Here is a 12,111-nt window from a genome sequence, read left to right as displayed (position 1 = left end):
TCACGGGTCCACGGGCATGTCCAGCACGCCGCTGGGGCTCGTCAAAAGTGGCCCCGGACAGGCGAATCGGCCGGCCAGGTCCTCGGCCGCTCCCGCGGCGGACTCACCACGTTCTGGTGCGTGAAGCGGATTTCTGCCGGACCGGGTAGACGAGTCGGCGCTCTCGGGCGCGGAGTGGGCGTGCAGCAGCGGGAGTTCAGGGATGCTGCCGTGCCAGTCAGAGGAAGTGCTTGCAGACTGTGCTCGCGTGTGGGCCGTTCTCGCGTGTGGGCCCGGCATCTCGGACGCGCTCGCAGCCTTGGCGCCGGTGCCGGCAGGGCGCAGGTGGTCAGCGGCGGTAGCAGTACGAATCCGAGGAGGCGTCGCCGCCTTGCAGACGTGTCTGGTGTACGCGCAAGCCCAGGAAATCGGGGGTGTTGGGGAAGAACCGGCTGTCGACGCCGAGTCCGCCGTTCACGGTGTCGGCGTCGAGTTTGACCATCCACGGGTCGATGCCCGCGGGATAGATCTGTGCGTCCCAGGCGGCGTACAGGGAGTTCGTCAGGTACACGCGCTGCCCGTCGCGGCTCAGCTCGACCATCTGTGCTCCGCCGGTCAACGGAGTGTCCGGCTGGGCCGGATGCGGTTGTCCGCCGACGACCCCGCCCAGACGCACGGAGGCGGTCTGCCGGGGGTGGAACGGATCGCTCACGTCGTACTGGAGCAGATCGCCGGTTCCCCACGCGGATACGTACAGCCACTGGTCGTCCACCGACAGGTCGATGTCGGTGATCAACGGGGGCACGGCGCCGAACGGTTGCAGCGCCGGGGGCAGGTCCTGCGCCGGTGCGGGCTCGGCGGGGATGGTGATCACCTTGCGGACCACGAAGTCCTCGCCCTCACGGTTCCACAGCCACACCGACGCCGAGAGGTCCTCCACGCTGACCACGGTGCCTGTGAAGCCCCACGTCGCCTCGGGGTCGTGGGCGGGACGCAGTTCCAGCACCATCTGGTTCTCGTCCCCCAGATCGACACGCTGCAGGTGCCGGCCGGAGTCCAGCTCCCAGAAGTGCAGCGAGTGGCCGTACTTGCGCCCCAGCAGCAGTTCGGGGACGAGGCCGTCCTCGACCATCGAGGGGGTGCCCCACTCGCTGGTCACGGCGATGTTCTGGCGCAGATGCCACCAGACGTCGTAGGCGAGCCGCTGCGGTCCGCGGTCGCTCTCCCAGGCGCGGAGCACGTCGAAGGTCTCGTGGTCCAGCAGCGCGACCCCGCCGGGCCCGTCGGCGCCGTCCGCGCCGCCCAGACAGGACATGAAGACCCCGTCGGGGCCGCAGTGGATGGTGTGGGGACGCGAATATCCGGCCTTGGCCGCCAGCTCCTCGGGCTCTATGACCTTGACGAGGCGGGGGTGGGCGGGGTCGGGGGTGGTGTCGAGGACGTGCAGCCGGGAGGAGCGAAGTCCCGGGACGATGAGGTAGCGCCGCGTAGCGTGTTGATGACCGGCATGCGCCAGCGCGCTCGAGCAGGCGTTCCAGCCGAAGTGGTGCAGCTCGTTGCCCAGGCCGGGCAGCTCGGCGTGGGAGATCACCCGGCCGTATTCGGGGGATTCGGGGTCGGTGCCGACGGTGAACAACGCGTCCGCGCGCTGGGCGGTCGGGTCGAAACCGACGACGTAGGCGAGTTTCTCCGGGGGAGCGGAGACGGCGTCCGCCGGAGTGCGGTACAAAGTGGGGTCACTCTGGTCGTTGCGGTCGTGAGCGTGCTCGGTCGTCGTCATGGCTGTTCCTTACTCCCGAACGGGAGCGTGGATCCGCAGGGCTTCCGAGAGGCAGCCGGGCTCACCCGTTCGAGATGAATGTGCAGACGCGGGACGGATATGCCACTGAAACAAGCGTTTCACGGCCCGGGAGACCTGCCAAGGCGGCAGCGTGGGGAGCGGGCCGCGCCGCGTGCGGCTCGTCTGCGGCACGTTCGAGGGCAGCGCGGTCGCCGAGCGGGCACCGGGCCTTCCGGCCGCCGCTTCGCCGGTCGATGGTGTCGGACGCCGCTCGCTGATCCGGCCTGATCGGCCGCCCACGGATCAGCGATGTGACAGGCGCCGCCCCTGGCGTGGGGCAAGGATGGCCGTCACATGTCCGTCGCGCCTGGCCGGTCGGAGCACGCGGTCTTTCCGGTGCCGCCCCGGTGTGTGAAGCTGCTGGGTCGAACGGATCAGGAACCGGTCGAAGTACGCCCCCACGTACGGTGGCGTCGGAGAGGATGGCCGCATGACGAGCACGAAACGCCGCTACAGCCTGACGTGGACCGACCCGGACGGTGCGGCGCAGGCCTCCGCCGGCCGCTACGACAAGCGGTCCGCCGCACGGCGTCGGCGTGCGCTGGAAGCGGTCGGCTGTACCCGTGTCGAGGTCGTCGTGGTCGAGCCCGGAGAGCTTCCCGAACCGGTGCTCTGACCCACCCCCGGCCCACGCCGGCCGTCCACGGGCAGCCACCGTGGAACTCGTGGGCCGGTACCCGTGCACGCATGAGGCCGACCGGGTGGGACAGCCTCCCGCGGGGTGGCGCGGGGTTCCGTGCTGGTGCGTGTACGGCGTGCACCGGCGGCCGGTACGTGGGAACCTGCGCCTGATCATGTCGTGCTGACCCGGCGCGGCGTGGCGCGTACGCGCCTTCTCGTGGGGGCCGGTCGGGTCTTACGGGTGGCCGGGGCCGTCGTACTGGGCGAACTGTGCGAGCTGGTCTCGGATCCAGGGGTTGAAGGCGAGGAGTTGGCCCTGTACCCAGGCGTCGGGGTGGTGCTGCGCGGCGTGGACGGGGCGCGGGCCGGCGGTCGTCGTGTCCGCGATCACGGTGACCCGGGCGGGGGTGGGTCCGGCGTCGGGAAGGGTGGACGCCACCGCGGTGCTGTGGGTGGCGAGGAGTGTGCCCGCGGCGAATACGGCGGAGACGCTCGCGGTGGCGATACGCCGCGTGAGGTTCTTCATGGTCTTTCCTCCGTGCAGGGTCCGTCGCTGTCTGGGTGTGGCGTCGGGCCTGCTCTTACTTGGTGCGCTGCCGAAGCTACGCCTCGATATGTGGTTGAACAATAAATTAGGTTGGTGAAGGACATCACCGGAATGCCCGGGAATAGGCAGGGACGTCCTGTGGGGCGCCGAGTGCGGGATCGCGCGGTCGGCGCGCCCGCAGCAGGGGCGGGGTGGGCTTTGCGTGCCCGGGCTCCCGGATGGCCGGAGTCCTGGGGCCCCGCCCCGTCTGTGTGAGTGCCGTCGGGTCGCGCTCGTCGACCGGAGGGGACTGCCGGCCGCCGGGAGGAGGGGTTGTTCCTCGCCGGCGGACGGCCGGGTCACCCGCAGGGCCTGGGGCCGTCCCCTTTGCCGGGGAGGGCGTGTTCAGCCGCGGTGGGTCTCCAGCAGTCGCAGCCAGATTTCGCCGAGGGTGGGGAAGGCGGGGACGGCGTGCCAGAGCCGGTCCAGGGGTACTTCGCCGGCGATGGCGATGGTGGCGGAGTGGACGAGTTCTCCGACGCCGGGGCCGGCGAAGGTGACGCCGACGACGGTGTTGCGGTCGGTGTCGACGAGCATGCGGGCCCGGCCGCGGTAGTCCTCGCCGTACTGGTGGGCGCCGGCGAGGTGGGCGAGGTCGTAGTCGACGGTCTTGATGCGGCGTCCGCTGCGTTCGGCCTCGCGGCTGGTCAGGCCGACGGAGGCGATTTCGGGTGTGGTGAAGACGACCTGCGGTACGGCCGTGTGGTCGGCGGTGGCGGCGTGCCGGCCCCAAGGGGCGTCGTCGACAGGTTCGTTGTTGGCGCGGGCGCCGATGACGGTGCCGGCGATCCGGGCCTGGTACTTGCCCTGATGGGTCAGCAGAGCGCGGCGGTTGACGTCGCCGACGGCGTAGAGCCAGCCGCCGTCGACGCCGGTGACGCGGAAGGTGTCGTCGACGGTCAGCCAGTCGCCGGGGGTGAGGCCGACGCTCTCCAGGCCGACGTCGCGGGTCTGCGGGGCGCGGCCCGTCGCCAGCAGGATCTCGTCCGCGGTCAGCTGCCCGCCGTCGGAGAGGATGATCCGCACTGCGCCGTCCTCGCCTTGCTCGCGGGCCAGGGAGGTGACGGTGGTGTTGAAGCGGATGTCGACCCCTGCTTCGCGCAGTTGGTCGGCGACGAGTTCGCCGGCGAACGGCTCCATCCGTTCCAGGAGCGTGTTCTCGAGGACGAGCATGGTGACCTGGGAGCCGAGGGCCTGCCAGGCGGTGGCCATCTCGACGGCGACCACACCGCCTCCCACGACGGCGAGGCGGCCGGGCACCGTGTCGGCACTGGTGGCCTCGCGGCTGGTCCACGGGCGGACGCTGTCGAGCCCTGGGATGGGGGGCAGGGACGCGCGGGTGCCGGTGGAGACGGCGACGGCGTGCCGGGCGGTCAGCATGACGGTGTCGCCCTCAGGGGTCTGCACGGCCACCTGCCTGGGGCCGGTCAGACGGCCGTGGCCGCGTATGAGGTCGACGGAAACCGAGTTCAGCCAGTCGACCTGGTCCTCGTCCTTCCAGTAAGAGGACATCTTGTCGCGGTGTGCGAGGACGGCCTCGACGTCCAGCGGGCCGGCGACCGCCGGGTCGAGACCGGGTATGCGGCTCGCGTCGGCACGTGCCACCACCGGCCGCAGCAGCGCCTTGCTCGGGTCACAGGCCCAGAACGAGCATTCTCCGCCGAGGAGTTCGCGCTCGATGATCACGGTGCTGAGGCCGGCGGCGCGGGCGCGTTCGGCCACGTTCTCGCCGACCGGCCCCGCGCCGATCACGATCACGTCGTAGCTACGGGTCGTCTCGTTCACCATTGCGGCGGTGCTGTCTGTTTCGTTCTTCACTGATTCGTTCCTCATTGCTTGCGTGAAAGGGTCGGGCGCTGTGGCGGCTGTGGCCCCATGTCGGCCGGGTTCGCCGTTTCGGTCATCCGGTGCCGGTCTTGGGCCCGGAGCGCGTGAACGCTGGACCCTGCTGACTGCTGTCCGGGCGGGAGCCGCCTGTCGCCGTCCTCGGGCGGCGGCTTGGACGGTTGGTGTCAGCGGCCGGGGAGGCGTTGTGTGACTTCCTGGAGCACCCAGCCGTTGCCGTCCGGGTCGCTGAAGGTGAGGAAGGAGGCGTAGGAGGCGCGCTCGGGGTGCAGGCCGGCCAGTCGTTCCTGGCCGGGTGCGCGGTGGGTCACGTCGCCGTCCTCGTGGCCGTGGAAGAGGCCGCCTGCATCGTGGAAGATCTCGCTGACCTCGATGCCGCGGCCGGTGAGCTCCGCGTGGGCCTCCTCGATGTCGGAGGTGATGAGGTACAGGCCCTGCAGCGAGCCGGGTGTGCTGGGGGTGAGCCCTTCGCCGAAGATGATCGAGCACTGGGAACCGGGCGGTGTGAAGTGCACGACCCGGACGTCCTCGCCGGCTGTGTGGTCGACGTCCAGGCGGAATCCGGCCTTCTCGTAGAAGGCCTTGGCGCGGTCGGTGTCTGAGACGGGCAACACGATCACTTCGAGCTTCAGATTCATGGGGGGTGTCCTTGTTTCCTGACGTCGGTGGTGTGGGGTTTGTCGACGTCGGTGGTGCGGGATACGCTTATTCGGATCAGCGGTCCACATAACCGGACCACTGATCCGAATATATGGACCACTGATCCGGATAGTCAAGAGGGGACCGATGCGGGCCGACGCAAGGAAGAACCGCGACCACCTGCTCGCAGTGGCGGGCGCCGCCATCGGCGAGCAGGGTGTCGAGGTGTCGCTGCGCGACATCGCGCGCAGGGCCGATGTCGGACTCGCGACGTTGCTGCGTCACTTCCCGACGCGCGAGTCGCTGCTCGATGCCCTGCTCCACGCGAGCTTCGAGGAGCTGACCGCCAAGGCGGGCGCGCTCGAGACGTCCACCTCGCCGGGTGTTGCTCTCGTTTCGTGGCTGCGCGACTGCGTCACATGGACGACCGAGTATCAGGGCGCGATCGTGCTGATGGCGGCCGCCATCGAGGACACCGAATCCGCACTGCACGCTTCGTCCGACGCTGTGCGCGCGGCCGGTGCACGGCTCCTCACCCGCGCCCAGGACGCGGGCATGGCGCGGACCGACATCGACGGCGCCGATATGTTCGCGCTGGTCATGGCGCTCGGTTGGCTCGGTGACCAGCGCGCCCTCGCGTCACGCGCCGATCACCTCTTCGATGTCGTCGCAGGCGCAATCCTGACCGGTGCGGCGAGCAGCGACGCCGAGGGGGGAGTGCCGCCTTCGGGCCCGTGACCGACGTCGTTGCGCAGCGGACCGGCGGGGCCGCTGCACCCCGCCCGTCACACCGGTACGGCAACCGCAGCGGCGACGTGTGCCGCGTCATGGAGTTTGCGTTGGCGAAGGCGCTGAGTGGGTGCGTCGGGCTCGGACGGGTGGCGTGGTCCCGGTGCCCCGCATGGGGGACGCATCTCGATCGATGGCCTCCCCCATGGCAGGCACTTCGTCGAACTTGCCGCCGACATCACCGGCGGGCCCCTCCGGAGTCGTGGACGGACGAGGTCACACTCGGGGGATGAAAGAGCTCAAGGGTGTTGATGCCGGGACGCCGCATGCGCAGTTTCTGGCCGCCGAGCACTGGAGTCTGCTGGCGACGCGGAGCATGACGTGGCAGGAGATCTTCAGCCGGACCGGGACGTATCTCACAGTGCTGTCGGCCGCGGTGGTGGCGCTCTCGCTGGTGGCCAACGCGACCGGGTTCGGGTCCGGCTTCATGACGTTCGCGCTGCTGGTGTTGCCGGTCGTCCTGCTCGTCGGATTCGGGACGTACTTCCGGCTGATCGAGGCGGACATCGAGGACACCTGGCTGATCATCGGCATGAACCGGCTGCGGCACGCGTACGTCGAGCTCGCGCCGGAACTCGAGCCGTACTTCATCGCGAGCCACCATGACGACCCGCCGGGAATCTGGACGACCTACAGCTTCCGCCGCCGGATCGGGGTGACGCACTGGCTGTCCGGCTCACCTGTTGTCGTCGGCGTCATCAACTCCGTCGTCACCGGCGTGCTGACCGCGGTGGTCTGCGAGGCCGCCGGCGCCGGGGACATCCTGCGGACCGTGGTCGCCTGCGCCGCGGCCGTCCTGACCGCGGTCGTCCTCGGATTCCTCGGACTGCGCAAGGTGCACGAGGTCTCCCGTAGTTATCAGCCGCGCTTCCCCAGCGACGAAGCGCGACGGCTGGGCAGTTGACGCGCCCTGCGTGACCCGGACACGCCGAGCGGGACGAGGGGTGACGACGGAGGGCGGGACCGACCGTCAGGGGCCGGCCAGGGAGTGATCGGCCGGCGCGCCTGCGCTGCGCCGACCCCGAGCTCGGCGCCGACCGGTTCATCGACTACACCAAGAGCCACCCCGAGGAACTCGTGCACGACGTCGACCTCGTTCTCGACGCCGTCGGCGGCCCCCACAGCAGCCGCTTCCTGCGCACCCTCAAGCGCGGCGGCGCCCTGTTTCCGGTGTTCTTCGGCGAATTCGACGAGGAAGAGCCCGCGAAGCTGGGCGTCACCGTCACGGGCACCCAGGTCCGTTCGAACGGAGCGCAGCTCGCCGAACTGGGACGCCTGCTCGATGCGGGCACGGTCCGCGTCCAGGTCGACAGCACCTTCGCGCCGGCGGATGCCCGGGCCGCGCATGAACGCGCTGCCCGCGGGCACATCCAGGGCAAGATCGTCCTTACCGTCGCCCAGGAACGGGGCGGTCTCGCCTCCAGGAGGAGCCGGCGGCCAATGAGCGCCCACGCAGAGAGCTTGTGACGCGCCTGGCGGCCAGGCGGCCGCGAAACTCGCCGCGGCGAACCGGGCCAACCCGTGTGATCGGTTCGGTTCGCCGCCAGAGAGCGCCGAGAGGGCCGCATTCCTGATGCCGGCGGGGCCGCACATGTCGCCGGCTCGGCACCTCACCGGCGCCGCCAGCGGTACGGCGTCCGGACGGTGCGGCTGCCGGCTGCAACGCGGCGCGCCCTCATCCATGTCCAGCGCTCCGCCCTCCCCGCGCACCCAGGGTGAGTGCTGTTGCTGGGCACGCCCGATCCGTGGCACCGCGGAGCGACGTGGAGGAGGTGCGGGATCTTGACCTGGTTCTTGCGTACGGCATGCCGTAGGGGGCGTTTCGCGGCCGGATCCGGCGCCCTCGTACCTCGTCCACGCGTGCGTGCCGGCCGCGGCCGTCGGCATCCTGTGATCTTGCCGACGCCCGGCATGACAAGCTGTGACTCCCACTGCCCGAACCCAGGAGGTCACGATGACCGCAGAGTCTGCATCACCAGAAGGTTCGGAGTCGGCTGACGCCGAGACGTCCGCCCTTGTGCCCGACAGCGACGGCCAGTACGACCTGAAACGCAAGTTCCGGGAAGCCCTGGAGCGCAAGCGCGCTGTGCAGGCGGACGCTGCTGACCTCGCTGCCAACCCCAACGCGTCGAAGATCCGTGGGGCGCACGGCCCGGCCGCGAGCCAGCGGTCGTTCCGGCGCAAGAGCGGCGGCTGAGCCGATGAGTTCTTTCAGCGTGCCCGCTGATCGGGTGACGAAGTAGGGTCCGCGACGGACTGCTCCGGTGCCGGTGGGAGGGGTGCGCGCATCTCAACTCACCGGCACCAGAGCCTTGTCGGTCTTCTCAGCCCGCCGTACTCGGCCTGTCCCGTGCGCTGGCCGAGCGGGTGACCATCGCACGTGACCCGCGAGCCGACCCCTGCCGGCGTGCGCCGCGTCGGCGTGCCATGGCCGACCCGATGCACCTGCGCCGGTACTGCACCATTCCGCAGCATGGTGGTGGAGAGTGCCGCAATCAGGTCGAGAACACCTGGGGGAGCACGCTGGAGGTTGGGGGAGTGGCAGCCTGGCCCTGCCTGCGAGCCTCTCGGCTGGGATCGCCGGCCGACGAGGAGGCGCCCGCGGTGCCGGCCGATGGCCGGTGAGGCGCTGACGAGACCCTCGCTGACAGCTCTGCCGTCGACGGCTTGGCCGAGGCAGTGACCCGCCGTGATCGTGGGGCCTGTTTCATGCCGGGCCATGGCCCAGGTCACCTGGCCCCTGCCCCGGCAACCCGGCGCGTGGCTGCTTCGCCGTCTTGAACCGCCGTTCGAAGGCTCACGAGCGTGGGAGGTCACGCGGGCCCGAGTGGGCCCTGGGCGACCCGGCGCGTCCACATGGCGACGTTCCGGCAGGGCGGTGACACTGAGGAAAGCAGCGCCTGGAGAAGGTGGGCCATGCCAACCGTCGAAGAAGTCATCGAGATCGCCGTTCCGGTGCGTACCGCGTACAACCAGTGGACCCAGTTCAAGAGCTTTCCGCGGTTCATGTCCGTGGTGAAGAGGGTCGAGCAGATCAATCCCGTGGTCACCCATTGGGTCATCGGGTTCGGCCCGGTGCGCAGGGAATTCAAGGCGGAGATCGTGGAGCAGCAGCCGGACTCGCACCTCGTCTGGCAGAGCCTGGAACGCAGACCCTGCCTCCGGGGCAGGGTGTCGTTCAGCTCCGTGGCACCGGATCGCACCGAGGTGACCGTGTGGATCGAGACCACGCGGCCCGGGCTCGCGGACACCGCCACGAATGCCCTCGGTGTCACCCGCCGCGTCGTCCGGGCCGAGCTGCGCCACTTCAAGGAGTACATCGAGGGCGTGGGCGAGGAGAGCGGGGCCTGGCGGGCGTCCATTCACAACGGACACGTACAGCCGGTGGAGCCGGAGCCGCCACGGAGCCGGGTCCCGCGGTGGCCGGTCGGGTAAGAGTTTCCGCGTACGAGAGAACGAGAGACAGCACCCCATGAAGAAGGCCCCGCGAGATGAGCCGGATGACGCGCTCAGCGTGACTGAGCCCAAGACGTGGGCCGCGGGAGTGCCCGCGGTGAGGCACGCGCTGGAGTACTCCCTCGAGGAGACGTCGGTCCGGCGGACCGGAGTGACGCTGCTGACCATGAACCAGGTGGACGGCATCGACTGCCCCGGCTGTGCCTGGGCGGATCCCGCTCCCGGCCACAGGCACCGCAACGAGTACTGCGAGAACGGTGCCAAGCACATCAACGACGAGGCGACGACGCGCCGCATCACCGCCGACTTCTTCCGCCGGCATCCGGTTTCCGAGCTGGGACGGAAATCGGATCTGTGGCTGAACCAGCAGGGCCGGCTCACCGAGCCGATGGTCAAACGGGCGGAGTCGGACCACTACGAACCGATCAGCTGGCGCGACGCCTTTGGTCTGATCGCCGATGAGCTGAATGCGCTGGACTCGCCCGACGAGGCGGTGTTCTACACCTCGGGCCGGGCCAGCAATGAGGCAGCCTTCGTCCTCCAGCTCTTCGCCAGGGCGTTCGGCACCAACAACCTGCCCGACTGCAGCAACATGTGCCACGAGTCCAGCGGCACCGCGCTGCACGAGACCCTGGGCACGGGCAAGGGAACGGTGAGCCTCGACGACCTGCACCACGCCGACCTGATCTTCCTGGTGGGGCAGAATCCGGGAACCAATCATCCGCGGCAGCTCTCCGCCCTGGAGGAGGCCAAGCGCAACGGTGCCCGCATCGTCGCGGTGAACACGCTGCCGGAAGCCGGGCTGCTGCGGTTCAAGAACCCGCAGCAACCACGCGGGGTCGTCGGACACGGCACCCAGATCGCCGACCGGTTCCTCCACATCCGCAGCGGCGGCGACCTCGCACTGTTCCAGGCGCTCAACAGACTGCTCCTGGAAGCGGAGGACGCCCGGCCGGACAGCGTGCTCGATCACGACTTCATCCGCTCCAGCACCAGCGGCTTCGAGGAGTTCTCCCAACACGCCCGCAGCATCGGCTGGGACCAGATCCTCCCCGCGACCGGCCTCACCCGAGAAGAGATCGAGGACGTTCGGGACGACGTCCTGCGCAGCGAACGCGTCATCGTCTGCTGGGCCATGGGCGTGACCCAGCATCGGCACGGTGTCCCCACCGTCCGGGAGATCGTCAACTTCCTGATGCTGCGCGGCAACCTGGGCAGGCCCGGAGCCGGCGCCTGTCCGGTGCGCGGACACAGCAATGTGCAGGGTGACCGCACCATGGGCATCTGGGAGCAGATGCCGGACTCCTTCCTGGACTCGCTGCAGCAGGTGTTCGGCTTCGACCCGCCACGCGCCCACGGTCTGGACTCCGTGAACTCGATCAAGGCCATGCAGGAGGGCCGCATCAAGGTCTTCCTCGCCCTCGCCGGCAACTTCGTCCGGGCCGCGCCCGACAGCACCGTCACCGAGGAGGCCATGCGGCGATGCCGCCTGACCGCCCACATCTCCACCAAGCTCAACAGGTCCCACACGGTCTGCGGCCGAACCGCACTCATCCTGCCGACCCTGGGCCGCACCGAACGGGACGTCCAGCCGTGCGGAGAACAGTTCGTCACCGTCGAGAACTCGATGAGTGAGGTGCACACCTCCCAAGGGCGCCTGGAGCCGGCCTCCACACTGCTGCTCAGCGAGATCGCCATCCTGTGCCGGCTGGCCCGTCACACCCTCGACGGCAAGGCCGACATCCCCTGGAAGCAGTTCGAGACCGACTACGGAACGATCCGCCACCGGATCGCACACGTCGTGCCGGGCCTGCACGACTTCAACCGGCGAGTGGTCCGGCCGGGCGGCATCAGACTGCCGAACCCGGTCAACGAGGGCGTCTTCGCCACCGCCACCGGCAAGGCCATGTTCACCTGCAACGCCTGGGACATGCCGCAGGCCCCCGACGGGCACCTGCTGCTGCAGACCTTGCGCTCCCACGACCAGTGGAACACCATTCCGTACACCAACAACGACCGTTACCGGGGCATCCACGGCAGCCGTCGTGTCGTGCTGGTCAACCCCGCGGACCTCACCGAACTCGGTCTTCGCGAAGGACAGTCGGTGGACCTGGTGAGCGTGTGGTCCGACGACGTGGAACGCCGTGCGGAAGGCTTCGTGGTGGTCCCCTATCCGACCTCGCTGGGCTGCGCCGCCGCGTACTACCCCGAGACCCAGGTCCTGGTGCCGCTGGAGAGCGTGGCCGAGGCCAGCAACCAGCCGACCTCGAAAGCCATCGTCGTCCGACTGGAGCCATCGGGCACACGTGTGGACGTCCGACCGTAATGACGCAGCGCTGCCCCGGGCTCGGTGCGC

Annotated in this window: 10 protein-coding genes and 1 pseudogene; 7 read left to right on the top strand and 4 right to left on the bottom strand. The window is 69.6% G+C overall.

Annotated features, from left to right (window positions below):
- Nucleotides 1-328 precede the first annotated feature (328 nt).
- Nucleotides 329-1,759 (bottom strand): selenium-binding protein SBP56-related protein, encoded by a 1,431-nt coding sequence (locus ACZ4IF_RS15745; RefSeq protein ID WP_467563184.1) that lies wholly within the window; start codon nt 1,757-1,759, stop codon nt 329-331.
- Nucleotides 1,760-2,249: 490 nt separating this feature from the next.
- On the opposite strand from ACZ4IF_RS15745, the gene ACZ4IF_RS15740 reads away from it, so the two are divergent.
- Complete coding sequence (locus tag ACZ4IF_RS15740; protein ID WP_467563182.1) at nt 2,250-2,435, top strand: hypothetical protein; 186 nt, start codon at nt 2,250-2,252, stop codon at nt 2,433-2,435.
- 240 nt (nt 2,436-2,675) lie between these two features.
- On the opposite strand, the gene ACZ4IF_RS15735 is transcribed toward ACZ4IF_RS15740, so the two are convergent.
- From ACZ4IF_RS15735 to ACZ4IF_RS15725, 3 genes are all read right to left on the bottom strand, one after another.
- Nucleotides 2,676-2,966, bottom strand: a complete 291-nt coding sequence (locus tag ACZ4IF_RS15735) for a hypothetical protein (protein WP_467563180.1) — start codon at nt 2,964-2,966, stop codon at nt 2,676-2,678.
- Nucleotides 2,967-3,371: 405 nt separating this feature from the next.
- Entirely contained in the window at nt 3,372-4,814 is a 1,443-nt protein-coding gene (locus tag ACZ4IF_RS15730) for a dihydrolipoyl dehydrogenase family protein (RefSeq protein WP_467563691.1), read from the bottom strand.
- A gap of 224 nt (nt 4,815-5,038) precedes the next feature.
- Nucleotides 5,039-5,509, bottom strand: a complete 471-nt coding sequence (locus ACZ4IF_RS15725; RefSeq protein ID WP_467563178.1) for a VOC family protein — start codon at nt 5,507-5,509, stop codon at nt 5,039-5,041.
- A 148-nt stretch (nt 5,510-5,657) separates the two neighbouring features.
- Here ACZ4IF_RS15725 and ACZ4IF_RS15720 point away from each other — a divergent pair, with 148 nt between their 5' ends.
- The 6 genes and pseudogenes from ACZ4IF_RS15720 to ACZ4IF_RS15695 all read left to right on the top strand — a co-directional run bounded on the left by ACZ4IF_RS15720 (nt 5,658) and on the right by ACZ4IF_RS15695 (nt 12,081).
- Complete coding sequence (locus ACZ4IF_RS15720) at nt 5,658-6,248, top strand: TetR/AcrR family transcriptional regulator (protein ID WP_467563176.1); 591 nt, start codon at nt 5,658-5,660, stop codon at nt 6,246-6,248.
- A 280-nt stretch (nt 6,249-6,528) separates the two neighbouring features.
- Complete coding sequence (locus ACZ4IF_RS15715; protein WP_467563174.1) at nt 6,529-7,203, top strand: hypothetical protein; 675 nt, start codon at nt 6,529-6,531, stop codon at nt 7,201-7,203.
- A 119-nt stretch (nt 7,204-7,322) separates the two neighbouring features.
- Nucleotides 7,323-7,697: pseudogene (locus ACZ4IF_RS15710) on the top strand (zinc-binding dehydrogenase); the annotation flags it as partial.
- Between the two features lie 556 nt (nt 7,698-8,253).
- Nucleotides 8,254-8,496: a DUF5302 domain-containing protein gene (locus tag ACZ4IF_RS15705; RefSeq protein ID WP_467563172.1), complete on the top strand. Its 243-nt coding sequence runs from the start codon at nt 8,254-8,256 to the stop codon at nt 8,494-8,496.
- A gap of 719 nt (nt 8,497-9,215) precedes the next feature.
- Complete coding sequence (locus ACZ4IF_RS15700; RefSeq protein WP_467563171.1) at nt 9,216-9,734, top strand: SRPBCC family protein; 519 nt, start codon at nt 9,216-9,218, stop codon at nt 9,732-9,734.
- Between the two features lie 37 nt (nt 9,735-9,771).
- Complete coding sequence (locus tag ACZ4IF_RS15695; protein ID WP_467563169.1) at nt 9,772-12,081, top strand: FdhF/YdeP family oxidoreductase; 2,310 nt, start codon at nt 9,772-9,774, stop codon at nt 12,079-12,081.
- Nucleotides 12,082-12,111: the final 30 nt, after the last annotated feature.

The sequence above is a fragment of the Streptomyces sp. NPDC025784 genome (assembly GCF_055558435.1).
This window is presented reverse-complemented; position numbering and strand designations above follow the sequence as displayed.